We start from the raw sequence: 18,763 nt of genomic DNA, 5'->3' as shown, positions 1-18,763 counted from the left end.
AGCAGATGCTACTAATCAAAAATGGTCGTGTTATGGATCCCAAGTCTGGTTTGGATCAAGTGTGTGATGTCTTGGTTGAAGATGGAAAGATTATCAAAATTGCGCCTGAAATTAAAGAAGAAGGCGCAGAAATCCTGGATGCCACAGGTCTTGTAGTTGCTCCTGGCTTGGTTGATATCCATGTTCATTTCCGTGAACCTGGTCAAACCCACAAGGAAGATATTCATACAGGTGCCTTAGCAGCCGCTGCAGGTGGTTTTACAACTGTCGTCATGATGGCTAATACTAGTCCAACAATCTCGGATGTAGAGACCTTGCAAGAAGTTCTTCAGTCAGCTGCTAAAGAGAAGATTAATGTTAAGACGGTTGCGACCATTACTAAAAACTTTAATGGGCAAGATTTGACTGACTTTCAGGCACTCTTAGAAGCTGGAGCTGTTGGTTTTTCTGATGACGGTATTCCGCTTGAAAGCAGTAAAGTTGTAAAGGAAGCCATGGAGGAAGCCAAAAAGCTTAATACTTTTATTAGTCTCCATGAGGAAGATCCAGGTTTGAACGGTATTCTTGGCTTTAATGAAAATATCGCTAAAGATCATTTCCATATCTGTGGTGCAACTGGGGTGGCTGAGTACGCTATGATGGCGCGTGATGTTATGATTGCCTATGCAACTAAGGCCCATGTTCACATCCAGCATTTGTCTAAGGAAGAAAGTGTTAAAGTAGTTGAGTTTGCTCAAGGTTTGGGTGCGCAAGTCACAGCAGAAGTAGCACCACAGCATTTTTCTAAGACCGAAGCGCTCCTTTTGACACAAGGAAGCAATGCTAAGATGAATCCTCCACTTCGTTTGGAATCAGACCGTCGTGCCGTGATTGAAGGTCTCAAGTCAGGTATCATCACAGTTATCGCGACTGACCACGCGCCTCATCATGCAGATGAAAAAAAAGTCGAAGATATTACCAAAGCGCCATCTGGTATGACTGGCTTGGAAACCTCTCTTTCTCTCGGTTTAACTTATTTGGTGGAAGCTGGTGAGTTGAGCTTGATGGAATTACTTGAAAAAATGACATACAATCCAGCCAAGCTTTACAACTTTGAAGCAGGTTATTTGGCTGAGAATGGTCCAGCGGACATCACTATTTTTGATGCTAAGGCTGACCGCCTTGTGGACTCCCATTTTGCTTCAAAAGCAGCTAATTCACCATTTATCGGTGAAACCTTAAAAGGGCAGGTTAAATACACCATCTGTAAGGGACAAGTCGTCTATCAAGCTTGATAGGAGTTGGCATATGAATTATTTTCGAAAACGTAGGGAGAGACAAGCAAAATCTAATAGTGGAATTTACTGTCCCGCAGCTAATCGTTCTAAAATTCAATATGAAACTAAAGAAAAAGCTGACCATGCGGTTCAATATGATAATGGAGGTTTAGTTAGAAGCTATTATTGTCGAACATGTGCGTGTTGGCATACTACTTCAAAATCTAATAACCCTCCGCTAAGTTTGAAAAACTATGGTCTGAAACTCTTTGGTTTAGATAAATCAGAATAGAAAGAGAAGTATGTATAAGACAAAGTGTTTACGAGAGAAGTTAGTATTATTTTTAAAAATTTTCTTCCCAATCCTGATCTACCAATTTGCCAATTATTCTGCCTCTTTTGTTGACACTGCAATGACAGGTCAATACAATACTATGGACTTGGCTGGTGTGTCTATGGCAACCAGTATCTGGAATCCTTGCTTTACATTTCTAACAGGGATTGTGTCAGCCCTGGTGCCTATTATTGGTCACCATCTTGGTCGTGACAAAAAGGAAGAAGTTGCGTCTGATTTTTACCAGTTCATCTATTTGGCCCTGGTGCTATCTGTGGTCTTACTGGGACTGGTACTTTTCTTGGCACCTCCTGTCTTAAATCATATTGGACTAGAAGCACCAGTGGCGGCAGTAGCGGTTCGCTATCTTTGGTTTTTATCTATCGGAATTATCCCCTTATTGCTCTTTAGTGTCATTCGTTCCTTGCTGGATTCGCTAGGGTTGACCAAACTGTCTATGTATCTCATGCTTTTGTTACTTCCTCTCAATAGCGGATTTAACTATCTCTTGATTTACGGGGCCTTTGGTGTTCCAGAACTGGGAGGTGCTGGTGCTGGTTTAGGAACATCCTTGGCCTACTGGGTCTTGCTTGGGATTTCTGTTCTGGTTTTATTTAAACAGGAGAAGCTCAAAGCCCTACACCTTGAAAGACGAATTCCATTTAATATGGATAAAATCAAGGAAGGAGTTCGCTTAGGTCTGCCTATTGGGGGAACTGTCTTTGCGGAAGTGGCTATCTTTTCCGTGGTTGGCTTGATTATGGCTAAGTTTTCGTCCTTGATTATCGCTAGTCATCAGTCAGCTATGAACTTTTCAAGTCTTATGTACGCCTTTCCTATGAGTATCTCATCTGCTATGGCTATTGTCGTTTCCTATGAAGTGGGAGCCAAGCGATTTGATGATGCGAAAACCTATATTGGTCTAGGAAGATGGACAGCCCTCATTTTTGCGGCCTTCACCTTATCCTTCCTTTACATTTTTCGAGGAAATGTGGCCAGTCTTTATGGCAACGACCCAGAATTCATCGATTTGACAGCGCGCTTTTTGACTTATAGTCTTTTCTTCCAATTAGCAGATACCTTTGCGGCACCGCTTCAGGGAATTTTACGGGGGTATAAGGATACCGTTATTCCTTTTTACCTTGGTTTGGTTGGTTACTGGGGGGTGACACTCCCAGTAGCTATGGTATTCGACTCTCTAACAGATTTTGGAGCTTATTCTTACTGGATCGGCTTGATTATTAGTCTAATTGTGAGTGGGGTTCTCTACCGTTGGCGTTTAACTGTGATTATGAAGAGATTTGAATCTTTAGCAAAACAAACGATACAAAGTTTGTGAAAAAATATTCTTGATAAGGAAATCCCTTATTCCTATGGGGTTTTCTTTTTTAATTTGTGAAATTTTCTTTAGAAAAACTTTGACAGTATTTGCCAAAAACGGTAAAATAGTAAGGTAAGAAGAAAGTTAGAAAGGCAAGAAGATGTCAATTTTAGATAAAAATCTTTTGCTAGAGATGTTCCGTAAGATGGAAGAAATCCGTCGTATGGACTTAAAAATTGCGCAATTAGTAAAGAAAGGGAAAGTGCCAGGAATGACGCACTTTTCTGTTGGAGAAGAGGCAGCTAACGTGGGTGCTATGTTGGCTCTCAATCCAGATGATCTAATTACCTCAAACCACCGTGGTCACGGACAAGCTATTGCCAAAGGAATTGACCTAAACGGAATGATGGCTGAAATCCTCGGTAAATATACTGGAACCTGTAAAGGTAAAGGTGGTTCTATGCATATCGCTGACCTTGATGCTGGTAACCTTGGTGCCAATGGTATCGTAGGTGGTGGTATGGGAATCGCTGTTGGTGCAGCCCTCAGTCAGCAAATGCAAAATACCGGTAAAATCGTTGTCTGCTTCTTTGGAGATGGTGCGACCAATGAAGGTGTTTTCCACGAAGCAGTGAACATGGCTTCTATCTGGAAGCTGCCAGTCATTTTCTATTGCATTAACAACGGTTACGGTATCTCTGCGGATATCAAGAAAATGACTAATGTAGAACATATCCATCAACGTAGCGCCGCTTATGGAATTCCTGGAATGTTCATCGAAGATGGAAACAACGTCATCGATGTCTACGAAGAATTTGAGAAAGCTGTAGACCATGTTCGTGGTGGCAATGGGCCTGTCTTGATTGAAAGTGTAACTTATCGCTGGCTTGGCCATTCATCATCTGACCCTGGTAAATATCGTACCCGCGAAGAAGTGGAATTGTGGAAACAAAAAGACCCAATCGAAAACCTTCGCAAGTATCTCATTGAAAACACTATTGCAAGTGCCGAAGAATTGGAAGAAATCCAAACGCAAGTCAAGGAAGCAGTAGAAGCTTCTGTTAAATTTGCGGAAGAAAGTCCATTCCCACCGCTTGAATCAGCATTTGAAGATATTTACGCAGACTAAGGAGAAAGAGATAAAATGGAAACAAAAACAATGTCCTTCCGTGACACCATTATCCTTGCTATGTCTGAGGAAATGCGTCGCGATGAAAATGTGTTCTTGATGGGAGAAGACGTCGGTGTCTTCGGAGGAGACTTCGGAACTTCTGTTGGAATGCTTGAAGAATTTGGTCCAGAACGTGTCCGTGACTGTCCGATTTCTGAAGCTGCCATCTCAGGAGCAGCAGCAGGAGCAGCTATGACCGGACTTCGTCCAATCGTTGACATGACCTTCATGGATTTCTCAGTTATTGCCATGGACAATATTGTCAACCAAGCCGCTAAAACACGTTATATGTTTGGTGGTAAAGGTCAGGTTCCAATGACTGTTCGATGCGCTGCTGGTAATGGAGTGGGTTCTGCAGCCCAGCACTCGCAATCTCTAGAGTCTTGGTTTACTCACATTCCAGGACTTAAGGTTGTAGCGCCAGGTACACCTGCGGACATGAAAGGATTACTTAAGTCTTCTATCCGTGATAATAACCCTGTTATCATTCTTGAGTACAAGTCAGAATTTAACCAAAAAGGGGAAGTACCAGTTGATCCAGACTACACAATCCCACTAGGAGTTGGGGAAATCAAACGCGAAGGTACAGATGTAACAGTTGTTACTTATGGTAAAATGCTTCGTCGTGTGGTTCAAGCTGCTGAAGAATTGGCAGAAGAAGGCATCTCTGTAGAAGTCGTTGACCCACGTACATTGGTACCGCTTGATAAGGATATTATCATCAATTCTGTTAAGAAGACTGGTAAGGTTGTTCTGGTCAACGATGCTCACAAAACAAGCGGCTATATCGGCGAGATTTCAGCTATTATTTCAGAGTCAGAAGCATTTGACTATCTAGATGCACCAATCCGCCGTTGCGCAGGAGAAGATGTGCCAATGCCTTACGCGCAAAACCTAGAAAATGCAATGATTCCAACAGTTGAAAGCATTAAAGAAGCAATCCGTAAGACATATAATAAAGAATAGTACATAACATAAGTTATGTAAATAAAATAAAGCAGACGAGAAACTTTGTATCTTTTAGGTGCAGAGTTCTCTGCGCGCTTAATATCATAAATAGAATTGGAGAGGTCATGGCTGATGACAAGCTAAGAGCGACTCCTGCGGCTAGAAAGTTAGCGGATGATTTAGGGATCAACCTTTACGACGTTTCTGGCTCAGGTGCAAACGGTCGTGTCCACAAAGAAGACGTGGAAACTTTTAAAGACACTAATGTGGTTCGCATTTCGCCACTTGCAAAACGAATTGCCCTCGAACATAACATTGCTTGGCAGGAGATCCAAGGAACAGGTCATCGTGGTAAGATCATGAAGAAGGACGTTTTAGCCTTGCTTCCTGAAAATATCGAAAACGACACTATCAAGTCTCCTGCTCAGATTGAAAAAGTGGAAGAAGTTCCTGATAATATCACTCCTTATGGTGAAATTAAGCGTATTCCAATGACACCAATGCGTAAGGTTATCGCCCAACGTATGGTTGAATCATACCTAACTGCGCCAACCTTCACTCTCAACTATGAAGTTGATATGACTGAAATGTTGGCTCTTCGTAAGAAGGTTCTTGAGCCAATTATGGAAGCAACTGGGAAGAAGACTACTGTAACAGACCTTCTTTCACTTGCTGTTGTGAAAACCTTGATGAAACACCCTTACATCAATGCTTCATTGACAGAAGATGGCAAGACTATTATCACTCATAATTACGTCAACCTTGCCATGGCAGTTGGGATGGATAATGGATTGATGACACCTGTTGTTTACAATGCTGAAAAAATGAGCTTGTCAGAGTTGGTTGTAGCCTTCAAAGACGTCATTGGCCGTACCTTGGATGGTAAATTGGCTCCAAGCGAACTGCAAAATTCAACCTTCACAATCAGTAACTTGGGAATGTTTGGCGTTGAGTCCTTTGGTCCGATCATCAACCAACCAAACTCTGCTATTCTTGGTGTGAGCTCGACAATTGAGAAGCCAGTTGTCGTCAATGGTGAAATTGTGATTCGCCCTATCATGAGCCTAGGATTAACCATTGACCACCGTGTCGTAGATGGTATGGCTGGTGCTAAGTTTATGAAAGACTTGAAAGAATTGATTGAAAATCCAATCTCAATGTTGATTTAAGTACAAGAGTATTCATTTTTAAGATATAGATAAAGGAAGGAAGACATGGCCTTAGAAGTAATTATGCCAAAAGCCGGCGTGGATATGACAGAAGGACAAATCGTCCAATGGAATAAAAAAGTCGGAGAATTTGTAAAAGAAGGAGAAATCCTTTTGGAAATCATGACTGATAAAGTCAGTATGGAATTGGAAGCCGAAGAAGATGGGTACTTGATTGCTATCCTTAAAGGGGACGGTGAAACAGTTCCTGTAACGGAAGTTATCGGTTACCTCGGAGAAGAAGGGGAAAATATCCCAACAGCTGGATCCGCAGCACCAGAAGCTAGCCCAGTACCTGCAGCAAGTGCCTCAAACGATGATGGTAAGAGCGATGATGCTTTTGATATCGTTGTGATTGGTGGAGGTCCTGCTGGTTATGTTGCAGCCATTAAAGCTGCCCAACTCGGTGGTAAGGTTGCCCTTGTTGAGAAATCTGAACTTGGTGGAACCTGCTTGAACCGTGGATGTATCCCAACTAAGACCTATCTTCACAACGCTGAAATTATCGAAAACATCGGTCATGCCGCAAACCGTGGTATCGTAATCGAAAATCCAAACTTCACTGTAAATATGGACAAACTCCTTGAAACCAAGTCTAAGGTTGTCAATACTTTGGTTGGAGGAGTTGCAGGTCTTCTTCGTAGCTATGGAGTTTCTGTTCATAAGGGAATTGGTACCATCACTAAAGACAAGAACGTCTTGGTAAATGGTTCTGAGTTACTTGAAACCAAGAAAATCATCCTTGCTGGTGGTTCAAAAGTCAGCAAGATTAACATCCCTGGTATGGAATCTCCACTTGTGATGACTAGTGACGACATTCTTGAAATGAACGAAGTTCCAGAGAGTCTTGTTATCATCGGTGGTGGTGTTGTCGGTATCGAACTTGGTCAGGCCTTCATGACATTTGGTTCAAAAGTGACTGTTATCGAAATGATGGACCGTATAGTTCCAGCTATGGATGCGGAAGTTTCTAAGAACCTTCGCTTGATCCTTGAACGTAAAGGAATGACCATCTTGACTGGTACTAAACTGCAAGAAATCATCGAGGAAAATGGTCAACTTCGTATCAAGGTTGAAGGAAAAGACGATATCATCGCAAATAAAGCTCTTCTTTCAATCGGTCGTGTGCCAGACCTTGAAGGTATTGGCGATGTTGAGTTTGAATTGGATCGTGGTCGCATCAAGGTCAACGAATACATGGAAACTTCTATTCCAGGTATCTACGCACCAGGTGATATTAATGGTACTAAGATGTTGGCTCACGCAGCTTTCCGTATGGGTGAAGTTGCCGCTGAAAATGCCCTTAAAGGAAATCATGCTGTTGCCAAATTGAATTTGACTCCTGCAGCTATCTACACTCTTCCTGAAGTAGCAGCAGTAGGTTTGACAGAAGAACAAGCCCGTGAGAAATATGATGTTGCCATCGGTAAGTTCAACTTTGCTGCTAACGGTCGTGCCATTGCCTCAGATGCAGCTCAAGGTTTCGTTAAAGTCATCGCAGATAAGAAATACGGGGAAATCCTTGGTGTTCATATCATCGGTCCTGCAGCTGCAGAATTGATCAATGAGGCATCTAGCATTATCGAAATGGAAATCACTGTTGAAGAAATGCTGAAGACTATCCACGGACACCCAACCTACTCTGAAGTGATGTACGAAGCATTTGCGGATGTTTTAGGAATGGCTATCCATTCACCTAAGAAAAAATAAAACGAAGATAGAATAGACTGGAAAATATCTTTCCAGTCTCTATCGTATAAAGGGATATCATGAAATACATTATCAATCATTCAAACGACACTGCCTTTAATATTGCCTTGGAAGAATACGCCTTTAAACACCTTTTGGATGAGGATCAAATCTTCCTACTTTGGATTAACAAACCATCTATCATTGTTGGTCGTCACCAGAATACCATCGAAGAAATCAACCGTGATTATGTTCGAGAAAATGGTATTGAGGTGGTCCGCCGTATCAGTGGTGGTGGAGCTGTTTACCACGATTTAAACAATCTCAACTACACGATTATCTCAAAAGAAGATGAAAACAAGGCTTTTGACTTTAAGAGCTTCTCAACTCCAGTTATCAATACTTTGGCTCAACTTGGGGTTAAAGCTGAGTTCACAGGTCGTAATGACTTAGAAATTGACGGCAAGAAATTCTGTGGCAATGCCCAAGCCTATATCAACGGTCGTATCATGCACCACGGTTGCTTGCTCTTTGACGTTGATTTGTCAGTCCTTGCTAACGCCCTCAAGGTTTCAAAAGATAAATTTGAATCAAAAGGTGTGAAATCCGTCCGTGCTCGTGTAACCAATATTGTCAATGAACTACCAGAAAAAATCACAGTCGAAGAATTCCGTGACTTACTCTTGGAATACATGAAAAAAGAGTATCCAGAGATGACAGAATACGTTTTTTCTGAGGAAGAATTAGCTGAAATCAATCACATCAAGGATACTAAGTTTGGTACTTGGGACTGGAACTATGGTAAATCACCTGAATTTAACGTCCGTCGTGGGACAAAATTCACCAGTGGTAAGGTTGAAGTCTTTGCTAACGTTACTGAATCAAAAATCCAAGACATCAAGATTTATGGTGACTTCTTTGGTATTGAAGACGTTGCTGCAGTAGAAGATGTCCTTCGTGGGGTAAAATATGAACGCGAAGATGTCCTCAAAGCGCTAGAAACCATTGATATCACACGCTACTTTGCTGGTATTAGCCGTGAAGAAATCGCTGAAGCGGTAGTTGGATAAATCAAAAAGAAGTTGGTTGTAGGACCAGCTTCTTTTTTTGATATGTATTTACATAATTTAAAATACGTAAAATCATAAACTATCTAGAGCATTTTTTTGTTCATCGTTGACGATATGGGTATAGAGGTCAGTGACTTGTGTGCTGGCATGTCCTAGCTGATGGCTGACCAAAACTTGCGATTTAGTCGCATCATAAAGCCTAGTTGCTAGAGTATGTCGTAGTTTATGGGGTGTTACACGAACTTTGAAGTCTTCAGAGTATTTAGCAACCATCTTTTCCACACTGGAAGCATCGATACGATTAGGAACACCTCTATAGAGTGTCAAAAAAAGGGCTGTATCTGTTTTTTCTGTCTTATAGCGTTGATTACGAATGGCTAGATAATTCTCTAGATATGGTTTTGCAAAGGCAGCAACATTGACCGAGTCACGTTTACCCCCTTTTCGAGTGACATCAATAACCATCATTTTGAGATTGAGATCTCTTAGATCCAGATTAACAGCTTCAGATAAGCGGACACCAGACGCCAATAGAAGGGCAATAATGGCCAAATCACGTTCTTTATTTTTGTTGAATGATGAGAGAGCGCGATTTGAAAGTTGTTGTGGATACTCTTGGTCAATATAAGTTAGGAAACCTTCTGTTTCATCACCTAAAAAGAGTTTTTGCTTGATGTTTTCAGCTCTGGCAGCAAGCGTTTCTTTCTTTTTTTTGGTTGAAACTTTTTTCATTACATTACGATAAAAATAAGGTTCCCCCTGATCGTTTTCAACCTCCTCGGTTAGATACTTATAAAGACTGGAAAGAGCTGACAAGGTTCGATTGATAGTTGTCTGTGAAACTCCTTGTTTGGTTGTATTAGCATTCAGCAAAGGACGTTCACGTAAATAAAGGATAAAAGATTCCATGTCTTTCTTAGACATATTTTCCAAGACAGATAAAGGAATATCAGACATTTTATCAGCATTTGAAATGTCAGACTCTAAAACCCAGCTGAAAAATCGATCGTATTCCTTGAGATATTCGTACAAGGTTGTAAAACTGTAAGGTACAGCTAGCTTAGATTGATAGTATTCCAGAACATACCAGGGCATGATTTGTTTTAGTTTGTCTATTCGTTCCAGTAAAATCTCACGTTTCATGTATTTTCTCCATAAATAAGTCTACTAGTAGTATAGCATAGACTTATTTATTTTTCAAGAAAATTATAGTTTTTCGGAAAGATGTTATAGAGTTTTTTTAAAAAAGACTTAGACCTGTGTAAAACAGATCTAAATCTTTGGAGTTATTATTGTGAATCATTATCTAGTGCTTTTTCTAGTTTCCAAATACTAAACCAGAATGAAATAGTCAACAGAATAAGATAAACAATAAAGAACTCACCCACTAAACTTCTGTTAATACTACACAACTGAAGAGCTATATAAGGAGCTATGAGATACAAAATACATTGTATAATTGCTATTGTTTTCTTTTTCATGATTTTAATCTTACTGTAAAGATTTGATACAGTAAACTCCTTTCTAGCTTTATGCTTTATTATTTCTAACTTGATTATAGTCTTATTTTTACCAAAGTTCAATTATTTGTATGTGAAATATCTTATCAGTAAAAATAACCGATCTCATTGCTGAGAATCGGTTTTCTAATGTATTTAGTTTTGAAACATAATATAAATTATGTAAATAAGGCTTACAGCAACAAATCTTTGATTTTCCCAATTTCACTTTTTGGAATAACTAAATGAATCATATCTCCTAAATACATTCTAGTTGAACCATTAACGGTTTGGCTCTTACCGTTATGAACTTGGGTTGTGATGAGGACGTTGTGTGGTAAATTGAGTTCATGTACTTGTTTCCCAGCAATTTTGTCTGATACAGGAATTTCAATGAGGGTAACTTCTCCTTCATCTGATGCTTCTTCAGGCAGCATTTTTTCCAACATAGCCTCATAGACTGGTGCACCCTTGAGTAGATCCATGATGATGTAGGCAACTAAAGTGACTAATCCCAGTGGCATGAGATTGCGAATATCTCCTACCATCTCAGTTACGAGAATCATAGCAGTTAAGGGAGCCTTGGATATTGCCCCAAAATAGCCACTCATTCCTAGAATGACAAATATAGGGAATTGCTCTTGACTGACAAGTCCAATATTCACACAAATGACACCAACTAGGGCACCAAGCAAGGAACCAAGCGTCAAAATGGGTAGGAAAATTCCTCCTGGAAGGCCACTTCCATAACTAATCATACTCCAAACAAAGCGAATCAAAAAGTAAACTAATAGAACTTGGAAACTAAAATCTTGCTCAGTTAAGGAAAGAACCAGCTGATTTCCACCACCAAGAATTTGTGGCAAGAAAATCCCGACTGGTATGATGAGAATGAAGGCCAGGATTGGATAATAAGCTCTATCCAAATGGATTTTTTGACCAATCCAGTCATAAACTCTGCCGACGTTTAATACAGCCTTCTCATAGAGAAAACCGGAAAGTCCAAGAAAAATTCCCATAAGGAGGTAAATCCAATACTGATCCAGGGTCATGAGAGGGATGTTATCTGGCATATCCAGTACTGGAGTTAGACCAAATATGAGTAGGGAAACAAAGTTTGCTACGAGACTAGCTGCGAGAGTAGATACCCAGAAAAATCGTGAAAAGTGATGATAGACTTCTTCTACTACAAAGAGAAGTCCAGCAATCGGAGCATTAAAGGCAGCGGCTAAACCTGCTGCAGCTCCACTAGCAATCAAGGAGCGTTCCTCTACTGGACTGGATTTGAGCCATTTGGCAATTCCTTTACCACCGACTGCTCCAAGTTGAATACTGGGTCCTTCACGCCCCAGCATGAGTCCACTTGCAATAGCGAGAATTCCTAAAACATATTTTTTCCAAAGAACGCCCCACCAGTTGAGAGTCATCAATCCCTTTAATTCGGCTTCGACTTGAGGGATTCCAGAACCCTTTATGTCTTTTTCTGATCGAGTTAATTTCGCACTGAGCCAACAAACTATTAAATAAAATAGACCAATGATAAAAAGATTGCGCACTAAGTGCGCTTGATCTTGATAAAATCCTTGTATCAGGTGGAAGCCTTTTTCGATTAAGAAACGAAAGGATCCAACGATAATTCCAACAACGAGACCGACGATGATTCCTCGTCCAACTTGGGATAATATGGTGCTTGAGGCAAAGGCGAATTCTTTCTTGGAACTGAGTGTTTCTGACTGTTCCTCCATAATCATTCCTTCTAACTTAACTTTCTTTTTCTCCTGAAACCAGCGATTTAACGGGTTCGAAGCTGATCCGGTGAATTGGGGTAACTCCTAGTTTTTCCAGTCCTTCTAGGTGTTTAGCAGTTCCATATCCTGCATTAGCAGTAAAATCATAGCCAGGGAACTGCTGGTCGTATTCCTTCATCAATTCATCACGTGTCACCTTGGCTACTATGGAAGCTGCGGCGATAGAGAGAGAGTTTGCATCTCCTTTAATGATGGAGGTTTGTGAAATCGGCAACTCCAGTTTCATGGCATCTATCAAGAGATGCTCAGGTTGAGGAGTGAGCTTGGAAATTGCTTCCTGCATGGCTAATTTGGTCGCTTCATAGATATTGACTTGGTCGATGACCTGATTATCCATGATACCAATACCAATTGACAAGGCTTGTTCCTGAACGGCTTGGAAAATCTCCAGATGTTTCTTTTTAGGAATTTTCTTGCTGTCGTTGAGACCTCTAATCTTACAATTTTTAGGTAAGATAACGGCTGCAGCAACTACTGGCCCAGCCAGAGGACCTCGGCCGACCTCATCAACACCAGCAATTAAGGTCAATCCTTGATTGTAAAGTTCTTTTTCATAGGAAAGCATGGATTCCAAACGAAGATTCTCATCCAATTCAGCTTGAATGGCTTTTTTACGCTTGCTGATTTCCTTTTGAACTCCAGAGCGATTATCCTTTTCAAGATCTAAAAAAATAGGGCTTTCTAACTCCTTGACTGTAGCAAGAAGTTCTTTGATTTCTTTAATCGTCGCCATCGAGATCTTCCAATGTATCTAAGGTATAGTTACCGAGTTTGCCATCACGGACTTCCTTCACGAAGAGACTGTAAAAGCGGTCATAGTCGTCTCTGAAACCGAGGGCGCGGGTCATGTCCATAATAATAACAGGCGCTTCTTCTTCAATTTTCATTTGTTTGAAGCGTTCAGCCAGCTTTTCTGGATAATGTTCTTTGAAATAATTGAGACCAAAAATAGTTACCTCATCCATAGGAAGCAACTGGTCTTTAATAGCTCCAGTCAAGGCCAACTTAAGCGCAACAGTTTCATCTTCAAACTTAGGCCAAAGAATCCCCGGTGTGTCTAGGATTTCAAGGTCCTTATTAGTTTTGAGCCACTGTTGTCCCTTTGTAACCCCTGGTTTGTTGCCGACAACGGCAATTTTCTTACCAGCTAAACGGTTCATAAGAGTGGATTTACCAGCGTTTGGAATCCCAATAATCATGGTACGCAAGGTTTCAATCTTGATACCGCGTTCCTTCTGGCGTGTAATCTTATCCGCCATCAGTTTTTTTGCCGCATCTGTTACAACTTTTACAGTCACTTGCTCTTTAGAGTTGATAGCAAGAGTCTGGATTCCTTGTGATTCAAAATACTGATGCCATTCCTTGGTCATTGCTGGATCGGCCAAGTCCGCCTTGTTTAAAATCAAAAGTTTTGGTTTATCACCAACAATCTTGGTCAACATAGGATTTTGACTAGATAGAGGTAAACGAGCATCCACCAAAATCGTCACAAAATCAACAAATTTTAAATTCTCCTGCACCTGTCGACGAGCCTTAGACATGTGACCAGGAAACCATTGAATAGTAGTCATTGAGTTTTTTTCCTTTCGTAGCAAGGGTTTAGAGCCCCTATTTTATTTTACTATCGTTTGAACATAGAGAGTTCTCAAATGAATGATGTTCAAATAGTTTTTTGTTTTATAACATAGAAATCTACTTTATATTATATCATGCCTTCTTTATTTTGTCCGCTTTTGTTTCCAGATTATGCTAATGCAAAATTAAATTAAAATCTATTATTTTATGGAAGTCTTGCTCAAAACATAGTTTAATTCAAGTATATCCTTTGAAATTCAATATCTCTTATAGCTATTATTTCATACTAGGGAGAATATAATATATGTTAGCTAAGAGTGGGATTTTATGAGTTTTTGGGATTTTTTAGGTATAAAATGCTAACTATTCCAAAACCACACAATGTTGCTTTCAGCTTAATTGAGTATAAAACTGAAATCACTGTGTGGTTTTTTGTCTCGCACCTAACGGAGCGAGTCGGGCTAATAGTCACATAAGAAAAAACATAGAGTCTGAAACATTTTTGATTCAAACTCTATGTTTATATTCAACTCTTATCTCTCTGTTTTTACTTAAACAATTGATTAAAGAAACCGTCTGTGTTTTTAAGAAGAGCTTTAAAGACTTTTTCTTTGAGTGCAACAGTGTGTGAGAAATCACCTGATTTCTTTAAATCTTCCTCAACCGCTTTAACAAAGATATCCTTCAATTGTGTATAGTTGGTAATTTGTTTACCGTCAATTTCAATAGCAGTAAATCCTTGCTCTGCTTTAGCTTTAACGTCGTGATACCAATGTTTCTTCCAGTCTTCTAGGTTTGAGAATTGGTTGTCTGAAATCTTTTTAATAATGAAATCATCACCCAATCTACCCTGATTTTGTTTATCAGCTTCACCTTGGTATTTACTAGATACATATCCGATAAATCCATTTGCATAGCCAAAGTAACCCCACATACGGAATGCATTATGCTTGAATGATAATGAACCTGGAGCACCTTTGCTTGTATTACCACCATAAATACCAGCCATCATTTGAACATTAACATATGCCGAATTAGGCGTGAAGTCCTCTGGTCGGAACACCCTATTGCCAGGATTATTATGTCTAGTCATAAAGTTATTATCAACCAAATCATCAATACTTGCCAATGACTTAATTTTCTCTCCATCATTTAGGTCACGAACTTTATCCCATTGGTGTGGAGCGGTTAATTTATTTAAACCATCAACATGTCTATCGACTCTGTCAATCTTCTTGAACCACTTACTATTGTCTCCTTTAATTTTAGGAAGTACAGCATCAGCTTCTACATGATCAAGCAACATCATAGCTTCATTGTAGTTTCTCATGTAGCGGTCAATGTCATCACGTGTCTTTAATTTGTCAGGATCTGGGTTGTACCATTGGTTACCATCATTTTCACGATGATAAGCCATATTCAAACCTAAAGCTCCATATTCACCATTGGTTGTCGATTTATCTGGTGTTTGCAACATACCTTGAGCATAAGCTTCAACGTCTGTACCCTGACGATGTCTATGACCACCGAAGTAAAGCATCCTATCGTTAACGTGTGTTGTTTCGTGAGTGAAGGCTGAAATACCAAATGGACTAATCATATCCGTCACCATAAACAAGACCTTGTCATCGTTATTTGGATTAGGGAATATTGATGCCATAGCGCCCATACGTCCGTCTCTATCATGGTGTCGCCATGTTGGACCATATAATTCACGAATTGGGGCTACAGGGTTACCCTTATTGTCAAATCCTCGACGACCTACAGGAGAACCATTGTATGTCTGATTATCCCAAACAGGTGTTGGAACCATATTTTGACTCTTGAGCAATCTATCTCGTACACTTGGTAATGCTAAACGTGACCAGAAATCAAGGTAAGTTTGTTGTGCCTGTGCAACCTTATCAATTTCTTTTTTGAATTCATTTCTAGCTTCTTCTGTATGTTTACCGTATTTCTCAAATGAACTATAAGCCATCGTATTGTATGTTGAAATTAAGAACATATGTGCATCTTTCAGTGTTAGAAGTGGTAAAATCATACGTCCATGAACACCGTTATCTAAACCATCGAATACACGATGCCGTTTATCTTTCAACTCTGTATTTGTTGTCTTAGGTTCTGAAACATAAACATTTTTAGCAGAATGGATAAACCAATCGTTAATGTCTTTATCCTCAGTGAATAAACGCATGTTGTATTCTAGGAAGTTACGAAGACTACCTTTACCAGTATTACCTGCAATGATTTCACGATAAGCATCTTGAGTTCGATCACCCTTCAAGTTCTTTTCACTCGAACCAATGTTGATGAGTCTGTCAATAACACTTGGTGACTTACCATAAAAGTCAGGTTTGAACATCATGATGTTTTTGATACTCATACTGTTGTCAGTATACTTAATGTTATAGTAACGGTTCAAGTAAGATAGAGCCATCATAATTTTCGCTTTATTATCGTCAATTTTCTTCACAAGTGCTTTCATCGCAGCTTCGTCACTATTCAATTGATGATCTTCATTTTCGACTAAAGCTTTCACAAATTTATCAAGATTGTCTTTGACGTCAGTAAAGCTTTCTTCTAGATACAAATCAGCTGGATTTCCAATAATTTTACGAACATCTTGCGAATCGTATGTGACTGAAGATAACTTCTCTTTCACATCTGCAATCAGTTTCACACGATCTTTCTCAACCATGTTTGGTGTATAAACAACGTTTTGTCCAGCGATGTCATATTCACGAACTTGTTTCACTTTAGAATCAGCATTCTTAGTAACATCCATTTCTTCCTTAGTACCATCAGCATAGTGAACCATAATCTTATCAATATCTGATAAGTCAGTTACAAATTGTCCGTCTTTCATACCAGTAACAGAAAGAACTTCTTTCTTAACTAAGTTTGATTCTTCAACCAACTTGTTACCTTGATTAACAATCCACTCTTTGTTATAGAACGGTTGAAGTTTTTCGATATTACGATAAGCCAGATCTCGATCTACTTTATAGTCTTGAGTTGTCTTGTACTCATCTTCTTTTCTTGTTATACGATTTAAGCGATTTACCAAAGGTTCGTTGATATCAAAATCTTGCGCTGTAATACCTAACATCGTAATTTTGGCATCTGCTTCTGACTGTGAAATTGGTTTGATACGATTATGTTCTTTAGCACGAGCATAAGATATCGTACCTTCACTCACACCATTAACTATATAATTTCCTATTACATTATTTGCTACCCAATATGGGTCATCATTCATATCGCTAGAACCATAGAAAATTTCACCCTTCTTAACTTTCATCATAGATACGACTTCCCTAATATAACCATGATGACTCAAACGCCCAACAGCACCGCCGACTTCAACAGGAGTTTCTACCTGAATGGTACCCTTCACAACCCCTTTCTTGACCGCACCTTCAACACCAACTTTATTGTTATCCCCACCATTTTGTGTCGAATAAGCAATACCCGCAGCCTTGGCTTTCTTGCCAATAAGATTTGCGTTAACGTACGCGCGTTCGACTAGTCCTTTCCAGTTTTCTCCAACGATACCGGTCAAGTATTGTCCACCATCTCCGATAGCGGTTACGTTACCGATAAAGGCCACATTTCTGAGTATACCTTGGTTATCAATCTTATCAATAAATCCAGATACCCAGTTTCTACCTAATACGTTACCAGTCACTTTGACATCTTCAATTTTAGCGCCGCCTTTAATAGTGTCGGCAATCGGAGCAATTCGGTCTGCCCATGGCATATCGATGTTTACATTCCCAAGATTTACTTTGGTTACTGTACCACCGATAACATTGCCAAATAACGGACGTGACAAGTTATGAATGGTATAATGATTATCACCATCACTCAAGAGCTTACCTTTGAAATCTTTCGTAACATATGATTTACCAAATGCTGATACATTTGTGGCATTAAGGTCAGCACCCAATTTAAACTCGCCATTTGGATGTTCTTGCATATCTCTCACAAGTTCATTGAAATTGTAATATACATTATTAACTTTTGGAACTGGTTTTTCCATATAATGCACATACTTATTACGAACCTTCGTTGGGTCTGTATGTTGAATCAAATCTTGCGCTTCAGCAGTGATTTTATAAAGTTTTTTACCTTCTTCTGTCACCTCTTCAATAGAGTCAACAGCTAAACGAGTTACCTTATTATCGCGACTAGTGATTTTCAAGTACATTTTTTTAACATCTTCATCAGATGGTTTTTCAGTCATGAAATCACTAGGTGTTTCAGTACCATCGTCATTTACCTTCACTAAATTAGTAGATGCTATATTTTTAATTTCAACTTTTTTCAACTCTAAACGTAAAGGTTTTTCGTCCAATTTAGAAGTTTCATCACCTTCACCTCGATTATAAATCATTGTTGTTGAAATCTTATAATCTTTGAATAAATCCAAACCTTGAACAGCATCTGTCAATTTTTCTTTAGATAAGTCAACTCGCTTAACAACAGTATTTCCATCCTTAATCTCAGCTATAATGCTCTTGATTTCAGCATTACCTGTATTTTCAAGAGTGTAATCCAATTTAGCTGAACGATCCATCGCATCTTCTGTAATCTTATCCAAAGTCAAAGTGGGTGCAACTTTTGTAGTATATTCAGGTAACTCAGCTTGTACTTCAGGTTCCCCTTTTTCAGTCACAACAGCTTCTGGTAATGCTGGCTGAACTTCAGGTTCCCCTTTTTCAGTTACAACAGCTTCTGGTAATGCTGGTTGTACTTCAGGTTCTCCTTTTTCAGTTACAACAGCTTCTGGTAATGCTGGTTGAACTTCAGGTTCTCCTTTTTCAGGTTGAATTTCAGGTTCCCCTTTTTCAGTCACAACAGCTTCTGGTAATGCTGGCTGAA

The 18,763-nt window shown here is 39.6% G+C and carries 13 protein-coding genes; 8 read left to right on the top strand and 5 right to left on the bottom strand.

Annotation, left to right across the window (positions count from 1 at the left end; all coding sequences use genetic code 11):
- The first annotated feature begins 5 nt into the window (after positions 1-5).
- From O3664_RS07935 to O3664_RS07900, 8 genes are all read left to right on the top strand, one after another.
- On the top strand, positions 6-1,274 hold the full coding sequence (locus tag O3664_RS07935) for a dihydroorotase (protein ID WP_261150443.1): 1,269 nt from the start codon (positions 6-8) through the stop codon (positions 1,272-1,274).
- 13 nt (positions 1,275-1,287) lie between these two features.
- Entirely contained in the window at positions 1,288-1,548 is a 261-nt protein-coding gene (locus O3664_RS07930) for a hypothetical protein (RefSeq protein ID WP_001105926.1), read from the top strand.
- Between the two features lie 10 nt (positions 1,549-1,558).
- Positions 1,559-2,929 carry a sodium-coupled multidrug efflux MATE transporter PdrM gene (pdrM, locus tag O3664_RS07925; RefSeq protein ID WP_049495911.1) on the top strand — a complete coding sequence of 457 codons (1,371 nt, stop codon included), beginning with the start codon at positions 1,559-1,561 and terminating at the stop codon, positions 2,927-2,929.
- 142 nt (positions 2,930-3,071) lie between these two features.
- A complete protein-coding gene (locus O3664_RS07920; protein WP_023948180.1) occupies positions 3,072-4,040 on the top strand; it encodes a thiamine pyrophosphate-dependent dehydrogenase E1 component subunit alpha in 969 nt (322 codons plus the stop codon).
- Between the two features lie 15 nt (positions 4,041-4,055).
- Positions 4,056-5,048: an alpha-ketoacid dehydrogenase subunit beta gene (locus O3664_RS07915; protein WP_238095909.1), complete on the top strand. Its 993-nt coding sequence runs from the start codon at positions 4,056-4,058 to the stop codon at positions 5,046-5,048.
- A 107-nt stretch (positions 5,049-5,155) separates the two neighbouring features.
- Positions 5,156-6,199 (top strand): dihydrolipoamide acetyltransferase, encoded by a 1,044-nt coding sequence (locus O3664_RS07910; protein ID WP_261184609.1) that lies wholly within the window; start codon positions 5,156-5,158, stop codon positions 6,197-6,199.
- A gap of 45 nt (positions 6,200-6,244) precedes the next feature.
- A complete protein-coding gene (lpdA, locus tag O3664_RS07905) occupies positions 6,245-7,948 on the top strand; it encodes a dihydrolipoyl dehydrogenase (RefSeq protein ID WP_049544596.1) in 1,704 nt (567 codons plus the stop codon).
- Between the two features lie 59 nt (positions 7,949-8,007).
- Positions 8,008-8,997: a lipoate--protein ligase gene (locus O3664_RS07900; protein ID WP_020903339.1), complete on the top strand. Its 990-nt coding sequence runs from the start codon at positions 8,008-8,010 to the stop codon at positions 8,995-8,997.
- 72 nt (positions 8,998-9,069) lie between these two features.
- On the opposite strand, the gene xerS is transcribed toward O3664_RS07900, so the two are convergent.
- The 5 genes from xerS to O3664_RS07875 form a co-directional block, all read right to left on the bottom strand.
- Entirely contained in the window at positions 9,070-10,140 is a 1,071-nt protein-coding gene (gene xerS / locus O3664_RS07895) for a tyrosine recombinase XerS (RefSeq protein WP_000817852.1), read from the bottom strand.
- A gap of 550 nt (positions 10,141-10,690) precedes the next feature.
- Positions 10,691-12,241, bottom strand: coding sequence for a chloride channel protein (locus tag O3664_RS07890; RefSeq protein WP_371613869.1), 1,551 nt, complete (start codon positions 12,239-12,241; stop codon positions 10,691-10,693).
- 16 nt (positions 12,242-12,257) lie between these two features.
- Positions 12,258-13,037 (bottom strand): ribonuclease HII, encoded by a 780-nt coding sequence (locus tag O3664_RS07885; protein ID WP_371613868.1) that lies wholly within the window; start codon positions 13,035-13,037, stop codon positions 12,258-12,260.
- Entirely contained in the window at positions 13,024-13,875 is an 852-nt protein-coding gene (ylqF, locus tag O3664_RS07880; protein WP_371613867.1) for a ribosome biogenesis GTPase YlqF, read from the bottom strand. Before ylqF ends, O3664_RS07885 begins: the two co-directional genes overlap by 14 nt.
- Positions 13,876-14,426: 551 nt before the next feature.
- On the bottom strand, positions 14,427-18,763 hold a 4,337-nt coding region (locus O3664_RS07875), incomplete at its 5' end, for a ZmpA/ZmpB/ZmpC family metallo-endopeptidase (RefSeq protein ID WP_371613866.1).

Origin of the sequence: Streptococcus sp. 27098_8_109 (genome assembly GCF_041432295.1) — a bacterium.
Lineage (GTDB): Bacteria > Bacillota > Bacilli > Lactobacillales > Streptococcaceae > Streptococcus.
Note: the sequence above shows the minus strand (reverse complement) of the source record. Positions and strands in the feature narration are given on the sequence as shown.